23 protein-coding genes are annotated in these 24023 nt (G+C 43.5%); 19 read left to right on the forward strand and 4 right to left on the reverse strand.

Annotated features, from left to right (window positions below):
- The first annotated feature begins 49 nt into the window (after positions 1–49).
- The 7 genes from C0638_RS09310 to C0638_RS25340 all read left to right on the forward strand — a co-directional run bounded on the left by C0638_RS09310 (position 50) and on the right by C0638_RS25340 (position 9773).
- Positions 50–2821: an NlpC/P60 family protein gene (locus tag C0638_RS09310; RefSeq protein WP_058711226.1), complete on the forward strand. Its 2772-nt coding sequence runs from the start codon at positions 50–52 to the stop codon at positions 2819–2821.
- A gap of 126 nt (positions 2822–2947) precedes the next feature.
- Positions 2948–4399, forward strand: a complete 1452-nt coding sequence (locus C0638_RS09315) for an NADase-type glycan-binding domain-containing protein (protein ID WP_058711227.1) — start codon at positions 2948–2950, stop codon at positions 4397–4399.
- 26 nt (positions 4400–4425) lie between these two features.
- Positions 4426–5838 (forward strand): NADase-type glycan-binding domain-containing protein, encoded by a 1413-nt coding sequence (locus tag C0638_RS09320; protein WP_058711228.1) that lies wholly within the window; start codon positions 4426–4428, stop codon positions 5836–5838.
- 25 nt (positions 5839–5863) lie between these two features.
- On the forward strand, positions 5864–6871 hold the full coding sequence (locus C0638_RS25630) for a glycoside hydrolase family 19 protein (RefSeq protein WP_233902301.1): 1008 nt from the start codon (positions 5864–5866) through the stop codon (positions 6869–6871).
- Positions 6872–6906: 35 nt separating this feature from the next.
- Positions 6907–8181 (forward strand): DUF4163 domain-containing protein, encoded by a 1275-nt coding sequence (locus C0638_RS09330; protein ID WP_233902302.1) that lies wholly within the window; start codon positions 6907–6909, stop codon positions 8179–8181.
- Positions 8182–8202: 21 nt separating this feature from the next.
- Positions 8203–9597 (forward strand): hypothetical protein, encoded by a 1395-nt coding sequence (locus C0638_RS09335; protein ID WP_058711229.1) that lies wholly within the window; start codon positions 8203–8205, stop codon positions 9595–9597.
- A 29-nt stretch (positions 9598–9626) separates the two neighbouring features.
- Positions 9627–9773, forward strand: a complete 147-nt coding sequence (locus tag C0638_RS25340) for a hypothetical protein (RefSeq protein ID WP_013373577.1) — start codon at positions 9627–9629, stop codon at positions 9771–9773.
- Positions 9774–10020: 247 nt separating this feature from the next.
- On the opposite strand, the gene C0638_RS09340 is transcribed toward C0638_RS25340, so the two are convergent.
- A complete protein-coding gene (locus C0638_RS09340; RefSeq protein ID WP_040102645.1) occupies positions 10021–10368 on the reverse strand; it encodes a hypothetical protein in 348 nt (115 codons plus the stop codon).
- A 79-nt stretch (positions 10369–10447) separates the two neighbouring features.
- Between C0638_RS09340 and C0638_RS09345 the strand changes: the two genes are divergently transcribed.
- The 11 genes from C0638_RS09345 to C0638_RS09395 all read left to right on the forward strand — a co-directional run bounded on the left by C0638_RS09345 (position 10448) and on the right by C0638_RS09395 (position 21840).
- Positions 10448–11905 carry a lipase family protein gene (locus C0638_RS09345; protein ID WP_058711230.1) on the forward strand — a complete coding sequence of 486 codons (1458 nt, stop codon included), beginning with the start codon at positions 10448–10450 and terminating at the stop codon, positions 11903–11905.
- Positions 11906–11944: 39 nt separating this feature from the next.
- Positions 11945–12241 (forward strand): WXG100 family type VII secretion target, encoded by a 297-nt coding sequence (locus tag C0638_RS09350; protein WP_058711231.1) that lies wholly within the window; start codon positions 11945–11947, stop codon positions 12239–12241.
- A gap of 504 nt (positions 12242–12745) precedes the next feature.
- Entirely contained in the window at positions 12746–13090 is a 345-nt protein-coding gene (locus C0638_RS09355) for a hypothetical protein (RefSeq protein WP_013373571.1), read from the forward strand.
- A 175-nt stretch (positions 13091–13265) separates the two neighbouring features.
- Positions 13266–14339 carry an ABC transporter substrate-binding protein gene (locus C0638_RS09360; protein WP_013373570.1) on the forward strand — a complete coding sequence of 358 codons (1074 nt, stop codon included), beginning with the start codon at positions 13266–13268 and terminating at the stop codon, positions 14337–14339.
- Positions 14339–15268 (forward strand): nucleoside hydrolase, encoded by a 930-nt coding sequence (locus C0638_RS09365; protein ID WP_025676789.1) that lies wholly within the window; start codon positions 14339–14341, stop codon positions 15266–15268. The genes C0638_RS09360 and C0638_RS09365 overlap by 1 nt, the downstream gene beginning before the upstream one ends.
- Before the next feature lie 27 nt (positions 15269–15295).
- Positions 15296–16117, forward strand: coding sequence for an ABC transporter permease (locus C0638_RS09370; protein WP_013373568.1), 822 nt, complete (start codon positions 15296–15298; stop codon positions 16115–16117).
- 6 nt (positions 16118–16123) lie between these two features.
- Entirely contained in the window at positions 16124–16912 is a 789-nt protein-coding gene (locus tag C0638_RS09375; RefSeq protein WP_013312456.1) for an ABC transporter permease, read from the forward strand.
- A 16-nt stretch (positions 16913–16928) separates the two neighbouring features.
- Positions 16929–17987: an ABC transporter ATP-binding protein gene (locus C0638_RS09380; protein ID WP_025676792.1), complete on the forward strand. Its 1059-nt coding sequence runs from the start codon at positions 16929–16931 to the stop codon at positions 17985–17987.
- A 28-nt stretch (positions 17988–18015) separates the two neighbouring features.
- The gene (locus C0638_RS09385; protein WP_058711232.1) at positions 18016–19743 is read left to right on the forward strand and encodes an adenine deaminase C-terminal domain-containing protein; all 1728 of its coding nucleotides are present in this window, start codon (positions 18016–18018) and stop codon (positions 19741–19743) included.
- Positions 19744–20049: 306 nt separating this feature from the next.
- The gene (locus C0638_RS09390) at positions 20050–20526 is read left to right on the forward strand and encodes a Dps family protein (protein WP_013373565.1); all 477 of its coding nucleotides are present in this window, start codon (positions 20050–20052) and stop codon (positions 20524–20526) included.
- Positions 20527–20676: 150 nt separating this feature from the next.
- The gene (locus C0638_RS09395; RefSeq protein ID WP_058711233.1) at positions 20677–21840 is read left to right on the forward strand and encodes a nitric oxide synthase oxygenase; all 1164 of its coding nucleotides are present in this window, start codon (positions 20677–20679) and stop codon (positions 21838–21840) included.
- 12 nt (positions 21841–21852) lie between these two features.
- On the opposite strand, the gene C0638_RS25345 is transcribed toward C0638_RS09395, so the two are convergent.
- A complete protein-coding gene (locus C0638_RS25345) occupies positions 21853–22026 on the reverse strand; it encodes a hypothetical protein (RefSeq protein ID WP_167346971.1) in 174 nt (57 codons plus the stop codon).
- A gap of 121 nt (positions 22027–22147) precedes the next feature.
- On the opposite strand from C0638_RS25345, the gene C0638_RS09400 reads away from it, so the two are divergent.
- Complete coding sequence (locus C0638_RS09400) at positions 22148–22606, forward strand: hypothetical protein (RefSeq protein WP_058711234.1); 459 nt, start codon at positions 22148–22150, stop codon at positions 22604–22606.
- 70 nt (positions 22607–22676) lie between these two features.
- On the opposite strand, the gene C0638_RS09405 is transcribed toward C0638_RS09400, so the two are convergent.
- Both C0638_RS09405 and C0638_RS09410 read right to left on the reverse strand, forming a co-directional pair.
- Positions 22677–23114 carry an AbrB/MazE/SpoVT family DNA-binding domain-containing protein gene (locus tag C0638_RS09405; RefSeq protein WP_013373561.1) on the reverse strand — a complete coding sequence of 146 codons (438 nt, stop codon included), beginning with the start codon at positions 23112–23114 and terminating at the stop codon, positions 22677–22679.
- A gap of 185 nt (positions 23115–23299) precedes the next feature.
- Entirely contained in the window at positions 23300–24019 is a 720-nt protein-coding gene (locus C0638_RS09410) for a 3-ketoacyl-ACP reductase (protein WP_013373559.1), read from the reverse strand.
- Positions 24020–24023: the final 4 nt, after the last annotated feature.

Consider the following 24023-nt stretch of genomic DNA (forward strand, 5'->3'; position numbering starts at 1 on the left):
TACTCATTGTAGAAACATCATATGTTAAGAGACAAATGGGGGGAGCAAGATGGGACTGGCAGGAACTGTGTTGACTTATGGAAATATTAGAGTGAATGCGCCGTATGAAATTGTCCGTCTGCTGGATTTTAAATTGACACAGAAGGTAAATGAGCATGGCAGGGTGTACATCACTGCTCTTATACCGGACGAAGATCATGCGAAATATGATGGTTTAGCGCATGATGAGGATGTGCTAGAGGTATACGAGATGGATGAAGATCGAGGCACAGTAAGCATCTTTAAAGGAATCGTCACCAATATTAGCATTGGATTCAAAAATGGTGTATATCACATGTACATAGAGGCTGCCTCTTTTACATATATACTGGATCGACAACGGAAAAATCGTTCTTTTCAAAACGGGAACTTGACGTATTATCAATTGTTTCGGGAACTTATAGATACCTATCCACATGGCGATTTTATTGACCTGACAGACAGCGATCAAAAGCTCGGCGGCTTTACTATTCAGTATGGGGAGAGTGATTGGGAGTTTCTGAAAAGAATGGCCTCTCATCTACACTCCGGGTTGATTGCCGAGATTACATCCGTATACCCGAGATTATGGTTAGGTACCTCGAAAGAACAGGTGAAAGGTGAACTACGCAGCATTAACTTTTCCCTCCAAAAAACAAAGTCAGGCCCCCGGTATACATATGCTGAAGTGGAGGATACGAAACGTTTTGAACTTGGAGATGTGGTCTCGTTTCGACGAAAGCATTGGGTTATTGATCAGGTTCATGCAGAGATGAAGCAAGGTATTATGACCTATGACTATGTTCTCGTTCCTGAAGAGGGTAATCCGAGGGAGGTTATACATAATCAGTTTATTAAAGGTACCTCTATTGAAGGGAAAGTTATTGATTTAAATAGTGAAAACGAATCCGTTAAACTTCACTTGTCCGTGGATTCTATGCAGTCCAAAGTCGAAGGGTGCTGGTTTTCTTATCCCACCATGTATACCGGTGATGGGATCGGTTGGCATTGTATGCCTGAGTTGGGGGATCATGTCCATTTGTATTTTCCATCCAACAATGAAAAGGAAGCCCGTGTAGTTCAATCCCTACGTAAGAGAGACTACAAAGGAGATGAAATCAGCCAGCCGTCAAGAAAGCTGTTTCATACCAAAACACAAAAAGTGGCGAGATTCGATGATAAGGAATTAGCCCTCTCCACCCAGAAAGAAAAAATACTTGTACGCTTAAACCCTGCATCCGGTATTCACGTGTATAGTCACCATGATCTCACCTTTCACGCCGATACAGACCTGGTGCTGCACGGCAAAAAAGTACAAATGAACGCTACGCACGAAATATCTCTAACTTGCAAAACCAGCTATATCCGAACCGATGGAACACTTCATATCAAGGCTAGTAAGTTCATGAAAAGTCAGGTGCCTGATGCCGAACTGAAAGCCTATAAATCCCTGGTTCAAGAATTGAAGGGAAAAGGGTATCCGCAATGGGTGCAGAATTTGCTTTTGCAATATAAAACGGACTACTACAAAGCCGTGGCAGTAGGGGATAAAAAGGGAGCCAAGGAAGCAGCAACCAAAGCCAAGCAATTGCGCCAACAGGTGGCAGAAATAGATCGTATGCCTGCCTGGGCCAGAGCGCAAATGCATGAATACACGTCCCAGTGGTGGGAAGCACATGGCGCCAACGATAAAGCCAAGCAAAAGCAGATGCATCTTCTCGCCAACCAACTGCGTGACAACGTGCTAATCAACGAGCTGATTCGTGGGCATTCAGACAAATCCTATCTGGATGCGAATCGGCTAGAGGAGCTGTCCGGACAATACGCAGATGCGGCCCATAAGTTGACCATCGCCGATCAAAAGGCTATGGCTAAGGAAGCGGCGGCCCTGCGGAGTAAGTACGGGGTGAACAGTCAGCTTGCCAGAGAGAATTTGAACAAGCTTGCCAAGAAGTATCCAGACAGCTTCTCGTACAAGCTACCAACTACGGGCGATTGGGATCAGGAGCTTAACGCCGCACTGCATGATTTTGCGAAAAAATATGGCCTGGAAAATAAGAGATATGGTCGTGATGTGCTGGCCGTATACCTGCATCAAGTAGCCAATGGGATTCTTCCATGGCCTAAGGTTAGCAAGCCTGCAACACCAACAGTTTCAACAACCACGACAACAACGAAAACGGAACCGGAACCGGGCAAGAAGCCACCGACTACTCCTGAAAAGCCGCCAAAGGAGGAACTGAAGCCTACTCCATCCAACAGTTCTGCTGAGGAGAAAAGGAAAGCCATTGTAGAATTCGCCAAGAAGTTTTTAGGTAGAATCCCTTACTGTATGGATTCTAAAATTAGAACGATGAAGCTTGATCCCAACAACCCTCCTGAGTATATGGACTGCTCTGATTTTAGTTCCTCAGTGTACTTGACCATATTAAATGTGCGTATAGGCGGCACTACAAGTGATCAAATCCATCGGGGGATAGAGGTTGATCACCAAAATTTACGCGTTAGGGGAAATTATAAAAATCTGAAGTTAGGTGACTTAATCTTATTTGATTGGGGGAGTGCGGAGAAAACCAAATTCAAAGTAGATCATGTTGGAATATATATTGGAGATGGAGAGTTCATTCACGAGCATGGTCGTGCACAGACTCGTGACGAAATGAAGAACGATCACAAGCCTTCTCACAATGTAACAATAGATAAATTAAACACTAATTGGGGAAAGGGTTATGGTTTTATATACAAAAACGTTATAGCAGTTAGACGTATTATACAAGATGATGGCTCAATAATTAGCAAATAAGAAAGTAAGCAAGTAGTTTAAACGTCATAATAATATTTGATTCCAAGCTATCCGCTCAAGAGAAAATAGCACTGACCTGATTAATAGGTAGGTTTTATTGAGAAGGGATAAGAAAGTGGTGAGAAAGTGAATTCTATAAAAATCATACTGGTTATTACTTTCGTAGCCATTATATCAGCATGTAGTGGGTTTAAAGGAGAGGAAGCTGTCCCGTCTCCTCACCCCCAAGAAATATCATCACACAGGGTCACACAAGATGATAGAAATGTTACTGAAAAAGAAGCACGGTGGCTTTTAAATGGAGAAGAAGACCCATATCCGACTCAATTTTTGACCAATTTAGATGATCCTACAGGGAAGACCTATATACGAATCGATGACTTGGTAGATGCGATGCAAACTAAAGAAGAGCGAATAAAATATCGCGGCTCCCAAGTAACTGTCAGTAGAGTATCAAATGATGGAAGTCGAATGGCGATCGTAAGGACAATCTCTGATGTGGAAGAAGGGGACGAAAAACACATTCTTGAGGTATATGATCTGAACTCAGGAAAAAAAGAGTTCGAGTTTGAACTGCCTTCAACGTCTTATCCTGTAGTCTCTCCTGATTTAAGTAAATATCTTTATGAGTTGAATGAGCAAGTGTATGTATACGATGCAGTAAAGAGGAAAACGACAAAAATATACCTTGGGAAACGTAAAATAGATTTAGGTATCATTAGTTCAGGATTATTTTCTCCAGATGGCACTAGATTCTGTTTTGAGGAAAATGACCAACCAGGCATCATCATGTTGAATCTGTCTGATATTAGTGGAGCAAAACGTTTACTTGCAGGGTCTATGGTTTCGCTTTTGCAATGGGATCAAGAAGATAAATTAATTTATACAATTTCTGAAGAGGACGACAATTACACAAAAGATGTGTATTCATTTGATATAGAGAGCGGAGAAAAAAGGTGGATAACTAAAAGTACGGCACCATTTATACTATCCCCTGATCAAAAATTGGCGCTGTCCGCAGAATACGAGGCTTCAAAAATGTATCTGGTTCATCTGAGCGATGGAAGAAAGGAGGATATATCCTCTTTTACTAAAAACCAAGGAATACGCACGGCTCCAATACAGTGGATCGAAGCAAAAACCAATTATATGAAGTATAGCAACAAGGTTAAAGTGAAAAGAATTACTGCCTCTTCTACGCTACCTGATCAGGGTATTCGTTCTTTTAATGTGGACAATTTAACGGATGGAAATTATTCAACCTCTTGGTGTGAAGGAACCAAGGGGGGCGGAGTAGGGGAAACGGTAACTATAGATTTGGGTTCAACTCAAGAGGTGAGAGGTATAGATATAACCGATAACTTCATGTGGGTTAATAATAAGTATTTAAACGTAAGTAAAATCAAAAAAATGAAACTTGATTTTTCGAATGGGCAATCTGAAGTGTTTGAGGGCAGTGACGCACGTTTCAAATTTGATGAACCTATACGGACTTCTTTCGTTAAGATTACCATCCTGGAAGTGAAAAAAGGCGCGGATTTCCCAAATACTTGTATAGGTGAGCTGAAGTTATTGTGATGAATTGTAGAAAATGAGGAAAATCTATGATGCAGATAAATAAAATTGCGTTGCTCGTCTTGATCTTTTCTATACTAGGCGGGTGTATACAATCGAATGAGGGTCAAAAAGCGCAGGAGCAGAATGAAAATCATGCTGCTGTCTCTCAGCCCAAGAAACTTCCTCCAGCAAAAAGGCCCATAAATTGGTTGTTGTTTGAAGCGGAAAATGGAAACATGCCTGTGGATTATCTCGCTGATATGGATGATCCTACAGGCAATACCTATATTGAGTTAGATGACATTATAGATGAATTATATGTAAGTGAGGGTGAAGCGTATCCTGAAAATGAACTGTATCTTGAGGAGTTCTCGGATGATGGCAGGCGTATCGCTTTATGTAGAGAATCGCAGGATTTGGATTATTTAATCATTAAAATTTTTGATCTGTCTACCACAAAGAAAATAACTGAATTTAAAGTGCCGAATAGGGACTACGCTGTTATGTCTCCTGACTTACGCAAGTGTGTTTACACAGATGATGCAGCCTTTTTTTATTATATGAACCAGGGGCAGGAAACTAAAGCATTAGGACATTTAAACGATGGCCACTATCTCGTTCTTCCCGTGTTCTCACCTGACAGTAACCAATTTGCCCTTGTCAATAGTAACCATAATATATTGATCTATGACTTGTCCAAGAACAAGCTAATCCAACAAATCAAGTCAGGATTAGACGGCATACAGATTGAGCAGTGGCTTTATAACGATAATTTACTGCTCTCTTCTTACGATCTTGATAAGACGTATTTGCTCAATATCAGAACAGGAGAGAAGAGGTTATTAATGAAAGCCACAAACTCTCCTGTTATAACCTCGGATAACCACAGGGTTGCTTATTTGAACTCGAAGGGTGAAATGCAACAACGAGACATCCCAACAGGTCTGCCTATAAAATACTCCAATCTATTTCACAGGATAGGCTATAACGTGTCCCCTACACAATGGATACAAACAACAACGGATTTAATGAAATATCGAAAAAGTATCCCGGCACGGAAAATCATTGCCTCTTCTACACTTCCAGACCAAACAGGAAATTCCTATGCTGCCCAAAACATCATGGACGGAGATACGAGTACAGCCTGGTGTGAAGGAGTTAAAGGAGACGGGATCGGGGAGTGGATCAAAATTGATTTCGGCTCTATGCAAGAACTGAAGGGGTTTGAACTTTTTAATGGTTTAGCCAAGTCATCCAAAGATTTTCAAGCAAATAATAGAGTTAAACGAATGAAACTGGAGTTTTCAAACGGGCAGACCAGGGTGATAGATAATGATTTTATAAGCAACGAATTTCTTGATAACCCCATTCATACCTCTTTCGTGAAAATAACGATTGAGGCCGTAGAGCGAGGAAGCAAATATCACGATACCTGTATGTCAGAGATACGATTCTTTTAGTATTCGTAAAAAAGGAGAAAGACATATGAAATGGAAAGAGCCAACGTTTGATGCAACTCCTATGTTGAAAGCTTTAACAACTGCTAATGCACACAGGAAAGCACAGGCATTTGATCTTGCAGCAGAACAGAAAAAACAAAAACTAAATTACCCCGACTGGGCCCAAACCTGGATGCGTAAATACAAAGAAGATTGGTATATTGCTCAAGCCAATGGTGACGAGGTTGGTAAGCGTAAAGCGCAAAAGCTGGCAGAGGGGCTGCGAAGCAAATTACGTGAAATGGCTAAGTTCCCCAAATGGGCTCAAGAGCAAATGCAAAAAGAAACCGTTCGTTGGATGACTGCGGAGGCAAGCGGGAATATCAGGGAAAAATTAGCTGCTGAGAAGGCGGGACAAGCCATTCGTGAGAAGTTGGGACTGATCGATACCACAGAGAAGGCGCCGCCAATAGATAAGGAAGTGAAATCTAATAAATCGGAAGTCAAAGAAGTTCCAGCCGTAAACGAATCAAAGCAATATGTTAGTGTGAAACAACTAGAACAACTTGGTTGGATTAAAATAAGTAAAGCGATGATAACCGATCTGAACAATTGTTTGGAAAGATACAATATCACAACACCGGCCAGAATAAGACATTTTATAAGTCAATGTAGTCATGAATCCGCTGGCGGTCGCTATACAAAAGAAATTGCAAGTGGCAAGAAATATGAAGGGAGAAAGGATTTGGGCAATATTTATAAAGGTGATGGCCCTAAGTATAAAGGTGGGGGATACATTCAATTAACAGGACGACACAATTATCAAAAACTATCTACTGCTTTAAATGATCCTAAAGTTATGGAAGGTGTGGAATATGTTGCAGAACATTATCCTTGGACAAGCGCAGGATTTTGGTGGGAGCAGCATAATATGAATGCTCTGTGTGACAAAGGTGCAACAGTAAGGCAAATTACTAAAAAAGTTAATGGCGGGTACAATGGATTAAAAGATAGAGAAATGTATTACAAGAAATGCGAGAATATTTTCAAATGAATTTATTCTTAACGTTGTGAGATGAGGGAAAGCTCTTGATTAGAATTCATTATAAAAAAATAGCATTTATTATACTTGTGTTAATGATAATGGCCTCGTGCGGAAAAGTTCCAAAAGATGTAAGTTCAATTCGCGTTGAAAACAGTAAAGGTAATGATGTTCGGGATAATCAGCCAAGCTATGAACTCATTCAAGAGAAATATTCGGAAAATGGGATCATTATTAAATATCCTCAAATTACAAAACTCAAGGATACTGCAAAGCAAAAATCTTTAAACCAAATTCTTAAGACCGAAGCTTTAGAAGGATTACACGACTATGCGGATTCCAATTCTGGAGTCCATGTCGAAATCGATTATGAGATCAAACGACAAAGTGAACGATTCTTGAGCGTTCAATATACTGGTGTTTGTTATGTGAAGGACGCAGCCTATCCTAGTCATATGTTTTATACGACGAACCTGGATATGAAGCAGGCTTCAAGAATAAAATTGAAGGATCTGGTAAAGGTCGAGAAATCTTTTATTGAGCTTATAAAAAGCGGAAAGATTACAGCTGTTCAGCCGGAGCAACAAGGATTAATTAGTGATTTCACAAAAGATGATTTGATTCAATTGTTAGCAAACGCGGATGTAACCAAAGGTTCGCCTGAGGAAGCAGAAATGGAATCGTTTAGTTACCTCACAAGTGATTCATTAGGTATTAGTATCCCTGTGGCTCATGCAGTAGGGGACCATGCGGAATATGAAATTCGTCTTGCACAGATTCCAGATAATATTAAGCAAAATAAAGAACTATGGACTGAGCTAAGTTCTGTCGTTGATCAGCCAGCTACCGTTGTAAATGAACAGAAATTGAATACTGACCAATATGAAATTGAAGAGTCGCAGTCTTTTCAAACTACTTTCGAAGGCTTTGGGAAAGTACGGTTTGTATCGACTAAAACAAAAAAAGATGAAATTCCTAAAAACTACTTCTTTCTATTAGATGACCGAGAACGGGTTATTTATTCATTTCCGGATTTATATGGAAATGAATGGTGGTATGCTGATGAAGGCGTAGAAGCAGTGGCATTCAAGGATCTAAATAAGGATGGATTAAAAGACGCTATCATTATCGCTTATTATGAAACGGGGTCTGGACCAGATGGTGCAAAACCATTTCCTATAGCGGACATATATTTTCAGAAAAAAAATAAAACTTTTACCACAATCCCTGCATTAGATGAGACTCTTAACGATCAGGGACATAATCGAACCATTAAAGATGTCATTCAATACGTAAGCAAACAACGGATAAACGTAAACTAACCGACAAAAAGGAGCGGTAACATGGGATATCCAATCATCAAGTATAACGGAACAGTTTTATCTCTTAAAAATCCGAAAGTTAAAGTTGTACAGAAAATGAATGAGCATGTGAAGGTCATTTTGACAGGTGTATTAACGGGTGCTCAAATGGAAGAATATACAGATCATATGGAGGCAGGGGCGAAGTTAGTTGTTTCATATATGAATGACGATCATAACCAGAGTGTGCTATTTCGAGGGCCAGTCACGCAGTTCAGAATCAAGATGGTATCCAATGTAGCTCATTTGGTTGTCGAAGCTCTTTCTTATACATGCCAGATGGATGAAATACCTCATAGAAAATCTTTTCAAAATGTAAAGATGAAGCTGCAAGCATTGCTTGAACACGTGCTCAAATCCTATCCCAAAGCCAATTGTACGAGCCGCTTGAAGGATCAACTTTTACAGGAATTTACGATGCAATTCGACGAAACGGACTGGTCGTTTTTGAAACGTATAGCGTCTCGGCTCGGTTGGGGACTGATACCTGATCCGATTGGTGAAAAACCTCAGTTTTATTTTGGATTACCGGATGGCGTCAATCAGCCTGAGCTCAGGCAGTATAACTACTCCATGACCAGAAAAACCAAACCAGGAGCCAGCAAGGATGACAACCTTCTATATTATAAAGTGCAAACGACAGGGGCTAGAGATGTCCTACTGCAAATTGGGGCGGAGGTTAAATTTAAAGGGAAAGCATTATACGTCCTGCAATCGGTTGCGTTTATACGCCATAGTGCTTTGTGGCATGAATATGTGCTGACTACATTGGATGGAATGAAGCAGGATTTGATTGTAAATGAGAGCATTCGTGGCATCTCGTTAAAATCGAAGGTTATTGGAATCGAGCAGGACCATGTGAAGGTTTTCTTTTATGAAATGGATAAGATCAAGCCGAATGTTAAGGAAACCTACGCTTTCCCAACGGCTACATTTTATACATCGGAAGGAAATACAGGATGGTACTGTATGCCGGAGTTGTTTGACTTTGTAGACATTTACTTTCCGACCGCTAAAGAAAAGGACGCCATTGTTACTCATTCAATCCGCAAGAGATCCAAAGGGGGCGACTTTATTCAGGACCCGTCCACGAAGATCTTTATGACCAAGTACCGCAAAGCCATTATTTTTGAGAAAAATGAAATTTTAATCACGGGGAACGACGATGAAGTGGTGATTCGACTGCTAGATGACCACGGCATCGAATTGCGGAGTAAAAAGGACATCCGTGTTAAGGCTGATGGAAACCTAGTACTCAATGCGGGTAACACAATACAAGTCACAGCCAAAGATGCCATCGGTTTAAAATGTAAAACGAGTTTGGTTGAAATGGACGGAAACATTAAAATGACTGGAGAAAAGATAAAGACGCAGTAAATAAAACCACCAAGAGAGGGGGGGGAAGCATGGCTAAAGTAACTACAGGAGCAATCGTGAATGAGAAACCGTCGACCCAGGAAGATATGGTCCAAGAATGGAAACGTAAAATAAGCAAAGGCGAATATCCTTTTATTCATATAAATCAGCCTCGCACCCAAAGTGAAAAACGGTAAATGTGTCAGACAACGAGGGAATAAGGCTCCTAAGGAGCCTTATTTGTTCATCTGTGCAATTTTCTCCTAACATACAGTTACAAAGACCTATTCCGCCTAAGCTATGTACTATGACCAGAAATACTGAATCCAATGACTTTATACTTATTTTTCCTCCCGGCTATATCGCTCGTAAATAGGATGCACTATAATTATACTACTTCTTAATTTGGGAAAAATTAGACGGTGAAATTTATAATAGCCCTTCTCAGGAAGAAGGGGTCTTGTATTTGGGAACTTCGCTGTCGATAAACCAATCTGGCCCAGAGACGTCGATTACTTCTTTGGTTTTATAACTGTAATAAATAGTAATCTTGCTGTCTTCGTGACCTTTAATGTACCCATACAGATATATCCTTGAGTGGACAGCAGGATCATCCACAGTATAATCCTTTAGTATAAAATCGGCATTATAGTGTTCTTTAATAAACTCCACGCCGATGGGAGTAGCGACGTCTACTAATTCTTTCTTCTCTTTGTCGGACAAGCTGGAACAACCTCCTAAATACATAACAATTAAAATAAGTGCCAGAATCAGTGGGATTTTTCTGTTCAAGTTACAATTCTCCTTTTCTGGTAATCACCTTTTTCATAACTCTATAATATATTTACACAATAGACAAGGTGGGAATAACTTGACCTACATTAACGACAAAACATATTGGACCATTGCAGATAGAGTTTATGACCGGGAGTTGACTGCTAAAGATTCTAAAAGCAGAATCCTTCCTGATTGGAAGATTGTTGAACCCGAAGGAGCTATGCTGCATGACACGAACGGTTCGGGATTCGATGCGACCGTATTCCATAACGAAAAAACCAATCAGGTGATCATCGGTTATAGAGGTACAGAACCTCCGGATCGGCCCAAGTGGAGCGTGGCGATGGACTGGGGAACGGATTTTAGCGATGTCGTCGGAGGACGCGCGAAAACGTTGGAAGAAGTCCATCAATATTATGAAAATAATAAGGAAGAGGTGGCCAAACTCCCACCACAAGTGCAAACTGCATTTCTTCAATATGAGGAAAAATATCAGAATAATCAATTTACACAAGCTCAAAATCTATATGATGTTGTAAAAAAAGAGTATCCCTCTGCTGAAATAACGACCACAGGCCATTCTCTGGGAGGAGCGGAGGCAGAATATGTGGCGGTGCGGAACGGACTGTCATCCGTCAGTTATAATCCACCAAGCATTGTACATCTATTACCGGATGATCTTCAAAAGAAGGTGGAAAATGGCGATTTTCGAAAGACGAATGTCGCTTATGTCAATCCGAAAGATACTATTGGTTCGGGAGTTAATGATGCACAGCCACATGTGGGTGCAACCTACTTTATAGACAATGATTATAAGACAGCTAATGAAGCCAAAATCACTGTTCCTGTTTCATTACCAGTCAAAAGGGAAAATAAGTGGGCTGACTTTTTTTTGGGACCCAAATGGTCTCCCATTGTCTATATCCCAATTACGTTGCCTATGATGCAGCAAGATCCGATTACGAAGTTCTATAATTCAGTATTTGGAGAAGCAACGCATAGCATGGAGCATTTCACATTTGATGAAAACGGCAATATCAGCAATCCGCTGTACACTATGGACGGACAATTGGTAGAAGGTAATCCGCGGGTGCAGGCGTACGAGCAAATGCTGGCCGCACAGGCAGAGCTTAAGCAAGTCATGGGCAATTTGATCGAACGCTACGGGGGACAATTAGGTGCCTTCGGGCAGTTTGCTGCTAATGCACTCGGTGTGAATTTGATGGGAGCAGGCCAAAATGACCGCGCTAATGGTGGAGCTTATTTTGTAGGCAACAAAAATGGGGGCACAATTCAATTAACACCCGAAGAGCTAAAGCATGCGGCAAATCAGATGCGTTCTAGCTTACATGGATTTTCCAGTGATACCCGTGCGTCCATTCAGTTATTTCAGGCTCATATCGGGACAAGTGAAAGCCAGTCTTTGACCCCGCTTGCGCATAGTGCTACGGCGACACTGGATCGAATTAATCGCTGGTATCAAGAGTCGATCACAGAGATAGCAGAGTATATCGATCGTAAGGGCCAGGAATTTACGATGGTGGATCAATAAGAAAGAGCAGCTGGAAGAACACAACAGGAGGCGAAAGAGATGAGCAGAATATCTTTGAGCCTGGGGGATCTGCGGAGAGCTGTACAGCAGTGCGAGCAGCTAAGGCAAAGACTTCAGCATCAGGAGCAGCAGATGAAAAACATATATGGTCGTCTCCAAGACTGGCGAGGTGAATCAGCTGCTGAATTAACACGCAAAATGGAGGCGTTTCTCCAAGGAACCACATTACGGATCCACGAGTTGGATGAGCATAAAGAGCAGTTGAAGCGTTATATTCGCAAAATGGAGGAAGCTGATCGGCGTGAGGAGAGACGCAAACGGGCAGCACAATGGTGACAGGCGTATATCATAGCTAACTTTATGCTGTTGTGGCCAGCTACATAACTTACAAGAACCGTACTATCGCTAGGAGACTTCTGCGGGGTACGGTTTAATTGTGTGTACATAAAAACTACATATATACTACATATATAGTAGAAGGAAAAAAATATCTCACGGAATGCGGCGATAGTAATCTTGAAGTCTGCATCTTAAGGTTGCTGTTATGTTGGAGCATTGTTGTATGAGCTACAGTTAATGTAAGTTTCATCTGATCAATGGAAATAGTAAATTGTTTCCTTTCGTTGTTATCGGCCCTTTGGTAGGATGGATCTAAACCGAGATTTTTGAGATCAGTAAGTATAAAAATGTCGCAAAGCTACAAACTTCGACATATTGTTCGCTTTTTCGCGATATACGTTATTGAATCAGGGATTTTCGTTTGCTATTTAGCGTATATTTATGTATAATCTATCGTGTTAAGAGATTGATTGTACGTAATATGCTGATGAGGGTGGGTTCATGACGCTGCTCGACAGTAACGAAAGCAAAAAGCGGATGTGCCAGATTTACAATGAAGTTTCAAAGGAACTGTTCGGCTTCGGGACCACGCTGTTGCGGGCCACCGTTGAGAACAACATTGTTACCTTTGTAGCGAAGCACCGGCGTTCTCCACGCTCGGCGGCATTGGAAGTGGAAGCCCCCGGCTTGAAGCTGGAAGTGGATTTCCGAATGTCCATGCTGTATAAGAAGAGACTTCGCGAGAAGCTGATTGAGGATATGGAGCTCGATATAGAAGCTTTACTGCGCGACTATGATTCAGCAACGCAGTGGGCCATTACGAACATCATACTGAAAGAGTCCTAATAAAATTGGATATTCGGCTTTTCGCTTCGGATCTATCTGAGGGGAGAACCTGTTATAACGCGCAGCGGGATCAACTTATTCTTTGTTTACGAAGAAAAGTATTCTTGTTTTACAAGAGTACTTTTCTTTTTTGTGTCATAAGGTGTGCAGAATAAAAAAACAGGGGGAGTTTCATATGAAAAAGTGGTTTAAAGGATTTATGGCTGTGACCTTGGCATCTGTGGTACTGGCAGGTTGCGGCAGCAATGCTACTAGTGGTCAGACAGATGGAAAAGATGGCTCAGCTGATGGGAAAAAGAAACTAGTTATTTCCACATGGGGCTTCTCCGAGGACTTTTTTAATAAAGAAGTGTACGAGCCTTTTGAAAAGGAACATAACGTTGATATTGTTGTAGAAATCGGAAATAATGCGGAACGATTGAACAAAATCAGTCAAGGCAGTACTGATGTCGATCTGATTTATCTGTCTGATTATTATGCCCAACAGGGAATTCAACAGGGGCTATTCGAGAAGTTGGATCGCAGTAAAGTGCCAAACTTGAACCAAATTTATGATATTGCCAAAGCACCACTGGGTGAGGAATATGGCCCTGCTTATACAGTTGGACGCCTTGGTATTGCCTATAATCCAGAGCTGGTGAAAAAAGACGTGACCTCCTGGGCCGATCTGTGGGGCACTGAATTCAAAGGAAACGTGACTCTGCCGAATATTACGGCAACGGCTGGCCCGATGATGGTAGACGCGGCTTCCAAGGTAGCGGGTAGCAAGGAATTTAATGAAGACCAAGCCTTTGGGAAGCTGAAGGAACTGAGTCCGAATATTGTTAAGTTTTATAGTAAAACGTCCGAGTTCGTAAACATGTTTAGCCAGCAGGAAATTGCAGGCGGCCCGATTATGGAAATGTATTTCAAAGATTTGCAGGCTGCCGTGCCAGGGGCGAAATTTGTAGCTCCTAGTGAGGGTGCTTATGCAGTCATGAACACGATTAATGTAGTGAAAGGCTCCGACCAGAAGGAGCTGGCTGAGGAATTTATCAACTGGCAGCTGAGCAAGGAAGTTCAAGAAAAATCCGCCAAGGCAAAGGTTGATTCTCCGGTGAACACACAGGTAGTACTATCCGGTGCAGATACTCAAGGGATTACGTATGGTGCAGATGTAGTGAATAAGCTGACCAAGCTGGATATGAAATTCGTTAACGACCATATCAAGGCATGGACAGATCGCTGGAACCGGGAAGTTACACAATAATGAAAAAGATCATATTAGATGTAGATACAGGCATTGATGATGCGTTGGGTATTTTACTTGCGGCCAAAAGTGGTCAGCTGGATATCCAAGCGATTACTACGGTATGCGGGAATGTTTCACTTAAACAAGCAACACTGAATACATGCAAAATCCTCAACCTGCTGGAAAGACCGGATATTCCGGTCTTCCGGGGGGCAGAGGCTCCATTAATACGAAAAGGCCTGCACGAGCACCGTGTTCATGGAGAAGACGGCATCGGAGGTGCATTGAGTGGAATAGTCCCAGCCATCTCTGCATCTGAAGGTTTTGCACCGGATATCATCATTGAGACCGTGATGGCTCACTCGGGGGAAGTAACGCTGGTTTGCACCGGACCGCTCACCAATCTGGCGTTGGCGTTGCTGAAGTGTCCCGATCTGACGGATCACGTTCATGAGGTCATTTTTATGGGCGGTGTTATTCACGGGTGCGGCAATATTACACCTGTAGCGGAGTATAACATGTACGCTGATCCTGAAGCCGCACGGATCGTATTTCACGCTGGATTTAGTCGATTGATACAGGTTGGTCTGGATGTAACACGCAAGGCACTGCTGACTGCGGATCATGTTGCTCGTCTGACCCGCCCAGAGATTCGTAATTATGTAGCTGAAAGCACGGCCGTGTATACCAAGCGTTATGAAGAACGCAACGGCGTAAAAGCGTGTGCGCTTCATGACCCGCTTGCCGTAGGTGTGGCATTGAATTCGAGGTTAGTAGATACCTCGCTGTTATATGTGGACGTGGAAACCTCCAGTCGCATATGTGACGGACAAACGGTAGGAGATGTGCAGAACCGTCTCAATCATAGTCCCAATATGAACGTGTGCGAGCAGGTGGACAGTGAAGCTTTTCTGGAACTGTTTATCCAGGTGCTGAACAAGGAATAACATTTTGATAACCGCAAGGAGCTACCCATGAAGAAAACATACTTGTATTGGCTGCTGCTGCCAGGTTTGCTCTTTCTGGCGGTGTTCATGGTCATTCCGATTGTGTTGACGATCGGTTCGACCTTCGTACAGAACAGCTCATTCACCCTAGAAGGCTATCTCCATTTCTTCAAGGACCCTTATTTTCTGAAAATATTGCTGACTACGTTGGAGGTCAGTGTCGTAACGACCCTCGTATGCGTATTGCTCGGTTTTCCGACGGCTTATTATATTTCACAAAAGGCCCCGCGTCGTAAAGGGATTTTGCTGGCGCTGGCTATCTTTCCCTTGTTGACGAGTCCGGTGGTGCGGTCATTCAGCTGGATGGTCATTTTGGGTCGCAAGGGGTTATTAAACAACGTGCTAATGAGTTTAGGACTCGTGGATGAGCCGCTAAATATTTTGTACACTCCGGCAGCGATGATTATTGGTCTGGTCCATTTGTTTTTACCGCTGATGATTATTTCATTGATTGGTGTGCTTGAAAATATTGACGGTGATCTTGTCCATGCTGCTCAGAGTCTTGGAGCCTCCAGATTCAGCGCATTTCGTAAAATTGTATTCCCGCTGTCTGTTCCGGGTCTGATCATTGGAAGCATTCTTGTTTTCGTAGGCAGCCTGACAGCTTATACGACCCCAGCACTATTGGGAGGGAAACAGCGGGTTATCGCTACATTTTTGTACCAAAATGCGATGACGCTTAACGACTGGTTTTTAGCCTCTGTTATCGCAACAATTATGATTGCTATTACATTTATCGTGGTCGGTCTCTTAAATAAGGCGGCCCATAAACTCAATCCGAAGGGGTAGGTGGATATGCGGGAGAAACATTACGGACTAGGCTTCTTTAGCCTGCTGGTCTTCATCTTTCTGCTCGGTCCGCTGTTGATCATATCGGTCACTTCTTTCGAGCCGGGCACAGTATTAAAATTTCCTCCGCAAGGCTTTTCCTTGCGCTGGTATGAAAATATTTTTGAAGTGGATTTGTTTATGTCCACGTTCAAAACGTCGATTGTCGTCTCTCTGCTGGGCAATATCTTGGCGTTGTTAATCGGTATGCCAGCCGCTTATGCGCTTAGTCGGTTTTCGTTTCGCGGGAAGGATGCACTGAATGCCTTGTTCCTTTCCCCGTTGCTTATACCAGGTATTGTGCTTGGATTTACACTGCTGCGTTATCTGATCATTGTGTACCATTTACCGGTATACGCTGGACTTTTGATCGGACATACGGTGATTATGCTGCCGTTCATTATTAGAGTCATTGCATCCAGCTTGTCTAACTTTGATTTTGCGATTGAGGAAGCAGCGCTTAGTTTGGGAGCTGGACGGCTGGAAACCTTTTTCAAGGTGGTTCTACCCAACATCCGCTCAGGCATTATTGCGGCTATCCTGATTGCCTTTCTGGAATCATTCAACAATGTCGACATTTCCGTCTTCATGACAGGACCGGGCTTCAGCACCCTGCCTATTCAAATGCTGACTTACGTCGAAAATTATTTTGATCCGACGATTGCAGCGATTTCGGTTATGCTGATGATTTTAACGGGTATCCTGATGTTCTTGATTGAACGACTGATGGGATTGTCTTACTTCACTAAAAGGTAATGGAGGCTTCAACCTTATGGCACTGCTTACTCTGGATCGCGTTTCGGTCGCTTATGACAACCAACTGATCTTGCAGGATTTCGATTTGCAGCTCGAACGAGGGCAATTGCTCTCGTTGCTCGGACCGAGTGGTTGTGGCAAAACGACTACACTTCGTCTTATTGCAGGATTTCTCGAAGCTAAACAAGGAACATTTTTGTTTGGTGATAAGGATTATACCCGGGTTCCAGTGAATAAACGGAACTTCGGTTTTGTATTCCAAAGTTATGCGCTTTTCCCGCACTTGTCGGTTTTTGATAATGTTGCCTTTGGTTTGCGGTTACGTAAAGTAAAAGAAGATGATGTGAAACGACGCGTTATGACTATGCTGGATACGGTTAGCTTGGGGGGATTCGAAAAACGTTTCCCTGGCGAATTATCAGGCGGGCAGCGTCAACGTGTCGCGATTGCGCGAGCGCTTGTAATTGAACCTGATCTGCTGCTGTTTGATGAACCTCTGAGTAACCTGGATGCTAACCTGCGTGTAAATATGCGCGTAGAAATCCGCCGTATTCAACAGGAGCTAGGCATCACCACCGTGTATGTATCGCACGATCAGGAGGAATGTTTTTCGATTTCTGACCAGGTTGCGATTATGAATAAGGGGAACATCGAGCAATTAGACGCTCCATCGACCATTTTTAAATATCCGACGACCGAATTTGTTGCCCGCTTTATTGGGTTTAATAATTTTCTAAGCTTTGACGAGCGCATTGAAGAAGGAGAACGTATTCGACTGAATACAGGCGACCTTTCGTTTAGCGTAGTGCGTAATCAGGGCACAGTCCAGCCAGGGGCTCGCCAAGGCGCTATTCGCCCGGATGATTTGGTCATTCGAACAGAAGGCAACGAGACAGGAGAAAATGAGCTTTCTGGTGTCATTAAGGTAAGTACTTACCTAGGGCGCAGCTATCAGTATGTGGTAGAGACAGCGAAGGGAAACTTTACGGCTAATCAGGAAATGGATACGCCTTACTTGAGTGGTCAACGGGTTACCCTGCATTTTCCGGCAGACAAAATGGTGCTGGTCCAATAATCAGCGGGTTCAATGAAGGAGATACATCATGCGTGCAGACAAAATGATTTTACAAGTTAAGGTGTATAACAGTTACTACAAGACGTTCGAGGTAGGCAATGTTGCTATACTTGACGGCAAGTTTATGTATATCGGTCAGCGTGGTCTGGAATCTTTCGAGGCTGCTGAAATTGTGGAGGGGCACGGGAAATATATGATTCCCGGCCTGATCGATATCCATTTGCATATCGAAAGTACAATGGTGACCCCAGCAACCTTTTCCTATGGACTCATTCGCAATGGGGTCACGACGATTGTACCGGAACCGCACGAAATGGCGAATGTTTTCGGATTGGAAGGTATTCAGGAAATGATGGAGGCCAGCAAAGATTGCGTGGCTGATATGTTTTACGGAATTCCTAGCTCTGTCCCAGCGACACCATTGGAAACCTCAGGGGGCGAGATTGACATCCCCGAGATTGATACTTTGTTGCAAACGGGTGAGATGATCTGCCTGGGTGAAATTATGAATTATGTAGATGTCATTCGTGATCCGGAGAGCAAGACGAACCGCATCTTACGCCATGTTCGTGAGCACTACCCAGAGCTGATCATTGAAGGCCATACGCCGCAGTTGCTTGATCTGGATCTGCATCAGTTGATCTATGCAGGAATAGGCTCAGACCATACCCACCAAAGTATTGAAGGTATGAAGGCAAGAATGGCCGCCGGGATGTTTATTGAGATCCAGGAAAAATCCATGACCCCTGAGGTGATGGACTATCTCATTCAGGAGGACGTGGCACAACATTTTTGCTTCGTAACGGATGATGTAATGCCGGATTCTTTCGTAGAGCGGGGACATCTGAACCATATTGTAAGTAAAGCGATCGGAATGGGCATGAAGCCTGAGGATGCGATTTATGCAGCTACGTTTACTCCTGCTGCCCGGATGCGCATGCATGATCGCGGGACAATTGCGCCAGGGAAAATAGCTGACTTTGTGCTACTATCGGATCTGGAGCAGTTTGATGTGGAGCAAGTCTATAAGGACGGTCATAAGGTATTTGATAAATTTGAGGAATATCATCAGGCACAGGTAAAGTGCCAGTTCCCTGCCCACTTTTATCAAAGTGTAAAGCTCAATCCACTCACAGAGCAGGATTTTACTGTGAAGTTGGATGTAGCTGATGGCACACATCAATGCCGTATTATGATGGTCAAGGATGGATCAACTTTTACAAGCGAACGAATTGCACCTGCCCAAGTAGAGCAGGGTGAACTGGTATGGGAACATGGTGAACATGGACTCATTGCTACGTTTGAGCGGTATGGCAAGAACGGCAACCGTGCTTACGGTTTGATCGGGGGAGATACGATTAAACGTGGAGCCGTGGCAACCACCTATTCGCACGATAACCATAACTTGCTGGTCGTGGGGCATAACAAGCAAGATATGATTTTGGCTGCGAATACGGTTCTATCCAGCCAAGGGGGCTTTTGTGTAGTTGAAAATGGCAAGGTGCTGTCCCATTTACCGTTAACAGTGGGCGGAATTTTAACAGAGGGACCGCTAGAAATGGTTGCTGCCCACGTAAAGGAACTGCGTTCAGCCTTACTGTCGCTAGGCTATCGCCATTACAATCCAATCATGTCGCTGAGTACTCATTCTTTGCCAGTCAGCCCGGCTTTGAAAATTACCGATCACGGCTTGATTGATGTAAACGCAGGCAAAGTTGTACCCTTGATTGTAAACCCTTCGGAAATGCAAGAATAAAAAAAGAGTCGACCCTTTTACGGGGCGGCTCTTTTTTTGCTGTGTTTAGATTATTGAGGTGGGTTGCGAATTTGTATGAAGCGTTTGCCTGTCGATCAATTCACGTAATCTTCATGATTTAACCATAATAAGGTCTTGCAAAACACATAGATAGTGTTATAATTAAAACAGGATTTAGATTAAGTCTAAATTAATTGTTGAATATTTTTTGGTTTCACGCATGGGATTTAGAAGAAAATCAGACACTACTGCTAGCGAGTATCACTCCAACTATATTAATGATAATAACGAGAGGGGATTTTAAACATGAGTACATTAAATCATACGAACGCACCTACACAAGAGGCTATTCAAGAACTGCACAAAGCTTTAAACCGTCACGTGGCTACCTGGTCTGTACTGTACACAAAACTGCATTATTTTCACTGGTATGTAAAAGGACCTAAATTCTTCACACTGCATGCTAAATTCGAGGAGCTTTATAATGAAGCAACAGCTAATCTGGATACGATTGCTGAACGTTTGTTGGCTATTGGCGGTCGTCCTGCTGCGACCTTGAAGGAGCATTTGCAACTGTCAGCTATTCAGGAGTCCGCAGGCGAGCAGACAGCTGAAGATATGGTGAAGGCCGTTGTAGCTGATTTTAAAACGATTACTGTTGAATTGGCTAGTGGTATGGAAGCAGCAGAAGCGGCACAGGACAAAGCAACAGAGGATCTTCTGAATGGCTTGAGAGAAGAAATGGATAAACATATCTGGATGCTTACCGCATATTTAGGATAAATTTCCGGGAGTGATTTCCACGGATATGGAGATCAGGTGAACAAGCTATACATCCCGTTGGTTCCAGCCTGCCGCTGGAGTATAATGACGAATAGGCATGGAAGACCATAGGCTCATAAGGAAGTGAGCTACCGGGATGGGGTGTAGGTTGTGGAAGTGAAACAACAGCTTTTGCATGAAGCGGAGCAGTTTATATATACATGTTATGAGGAGCTGGGCCGAAGCCGCGATGATGCGGAAGCCCGGCTTCTTGATATTCGTCACGACATAGAGACTATTGGAACGTACGATCATACTTACGAAGAGCTGGAACACGGGGCACTTATGGCTTGGCGGAATAGCAATCGCTGTATCGGTCGCTTGTTTTGGGACAAGCTTTTGGTCAGGGATGCACGTGGAGCGTCAGATGCGACGCAAGTAGTTCACGAGCTATTGGAGCATATCCGCATAGGGACGAATGGCGGTAAAATTAAGCCTACGCTTACTGTATTTCGCGCCTCCCAGTCGGGCCAGCCGGATATTCGTATCTGGAACCATCAACTCATTCGTTATGCTGGATATGAAACGGATCAAGGGGTCATCGGGGACCCGATCTCGGTGGATTTTACGAATGCTTGTAGGGATTTGGGGTGGCAAGGAGCAATGACTGCTTTTGATATATTGCCGCTAGTTGTGGAAGCGGGAGGCCAACCTCCCAAGCTCTTTGATATTCCTGAACATTTGGTGATGGAGGTGCCCATTGAGCATCCGGAACTCTCGTATATAGCCTCTCTGGGATTGCGCTGGTATGCTGTGCCTATGATTTCAGATATGACGCTGGAGATTGGCGGTATCATCTATACAGCAGCTCCATTTAACGGCTGGTATATGGGGACAGAAATCGGTGCCCGTAATTTTGCGGATACCTTCCGCTATAATATGTTGCCACAGGTGGCAAAACTGATGGGGCTGGATACGACGAGTGAAACAACGCTATGGCGTGATCGGGCGCTGGTAGAGTTGAACATTGCTGTGCTGCATTCTTTTAAAAAAGCGGGGGTCAGCATTGTCGATCATCATACCGCAGCAGCACAATTCAAGTTGTTTGAGGAACGGGAAGCCAAGGCTGGTCGCGCGCTGACAGGTAATTGGACGTGGCTGATCCCACCGTTGTCACCAGCAACCACGCATATTTTTCATAGTTCTTACGATAATCGGCTCGTGAAGCCGAATTTCGGAGTTCAGGAAAAGCCATATATGACGAGACAGGCTAAACCAACAACAGATGCAGCGCTGCCGCAGAAGCCGCAAGGCTGTCCTTTTCATTCTGGATAACCTAACGGGAGACTAATTGTTGGATCTGGACTCCGGTTTATCCCATACAACGATCAATAGGGTCGCGATCGGCCCTATGAGTAGTGAGAGCACAAACCAGCTAAGCCTGCTCCGATTTTTGGACTGTGCCAAGCCGGCATTAATAAGGGCAAGCGTTCCCCAGCCGATATAATAATCTTCTGGCATGGTATTCTCCTTTGTAAAAAGGTATAATATCGTACTGTGTATTGTATGAGTACATTCATAATTTCATAAGTTATATCGTAAATATAACTTTATATATCTTGGTTTGAGGAGCGAAGCTAAGTTGGAGAGAAATCAGGCAGAGCGCATTGTCGCTGAGCTTTTGGAACGAGCTGCTATAGGCGTAACAGTTAAGCTGGAGAAACGTTTTCCTGGTGGACGGCTGATTGGGGGCAAATATGCCATGCATGCTCACGCCATTACCATGTATACGGATGTTATCGAAACACAATGTTTACAGATGTTCGGCAGCGCAGATCGGGTTGAGGAATATTTTACGGTTGTGCTTGCGCATGAGATCGGGCACGCCGCCGATACTGAATTAGAGGGCCTCTCCGATGCGATGGAGCAAGAGAACAGGATCGGGACCCGGCAACGGCTTGCGCTGCAAATTGAGGAAAACGCATGGAACTATGCGCTTAGACTGGTGCCTGAAATAGAAGCAACGTTTATTTCTGCCGTAATAGACGAGTCCCTGCTTGCCTATCGAGTCCCGATTATGGAGCAGTCTGACATTGCGTAATGATGAATGATCCAAGAGCCGTTAGGCTCTTTTTTTATTAGTTTTTAACAAACGAGGTGGACAGACAGATTCAAAGGAGCAGCTTTTTAAGCTGTGACACACGACCTTGAGACAATTCCAGCATTTCGGCTAATTCTTTTTGAGAGACATTAGGGTATTCCTCCATGAGCTGCTTTAGTTTATTCAGGAGCTCATTCTGATTCCTGTAGCTTCTTCTTTTCTTCGGCTGGACAGGACGTGCTTCACTCAAATGACTGGAGGGATTATCGCTCTTCAGGTTTTCAATACAACTCTTGCAGATCAGATGATCTCTGAAATAGCTTAAATGATCAACGGCGCCACAAAAATAACAAGAAACCCCTGTATATTTGCGAATCATCAGTCCCTCTGGTGTAATAAAAAAATCGAGGGCATCTCCAATATTAATATTCATAGAAGTGCGTAGTTCTTTGGGTAGCACAATGCGTCCCAAATGGTCTAGTGGTCGTGTCATTCCTGTGTTCTTCATCATTTTTCCCCTTTCTTGGAATGCGCTTATGGTTGCAGGAATTGTATGTTATGTATGCTGGAAGTAGAAAGCGCTTATATTAAAGTTTGTTTTGGTATAGCTATCCTAAAAAAAGCTCCGGCATGACGAACAATTACGTCTGCCGGAGCTTGGTGCAGCCAATGAATCTAAGATGTCATGTCGAATTACTGTGGGTTGGTTGTCCAAATGCCGGCTACTTTTAATTGAACCCGTGGCGGCAGCTTTAATGCAGCTAACGTCAGATCGGCCAAATCCTGCGGCTGAAGCATGCGGTCCTCGTCACCAATAGGCAATCCCGCATTTACAGCCAATTCTGTATTGACCGTGCTTGGTGTCAGCGCGGTAACCCGAATGTTGGATTTGCGAACTTCCTGCATCAGTGCTTCCGTGAATCCCATCAAAGCAAATTTGGATGCGCAATATGCAGAGCCTGTTGCAAAACCTCGTTCTCCTGCTGTGGAGGAAATGTTAATAATATTTCCGCTCTGTTGCGCCAGCATGCTTGGAAGAGCGGCGTGTGTCACATAATAGGTTCCCATCAGGTTTACGCGAATAATACGTTCCCACTCTTCGGGGTCCATATCTGCGACTGTGCCGAAGGTGGCGATGCCTGCATTGTTGATCAAAATATCGACGGCACCCAGTTCATGCTCCAGTGAAGCTACAGCGGCAGCGGCCTGTGTGCGATCGGATATATCCGCAACAGCACTCACCACTTTCACACCGTATGTACTCCCCAGTGAATCCTGCAGCTTTTGTAGGTCGGTCAATGTGCGTGAGATTAACCCCAGATTAACGCCTTCCTTGGCCAAGGTTTCGGCAATTGCCTTACCGATTCCTTTGCTGGCTCCTGTAATAATGGCTGTTTTGTTCTTAAGTTCCATCCAG

The sequence above is a fragment of the Paenibacillus sp. lzh-N1 genome, from assembly GCF_002872435.1.
In the GTDB taxonomy this organism is placed as follows: domain Bacteria; phylum Bacillota; class Bacilli; order Paenibacillales; family Paenibacillaceae; genus Paenibacillus; species Paenibacillus polymyxa_C.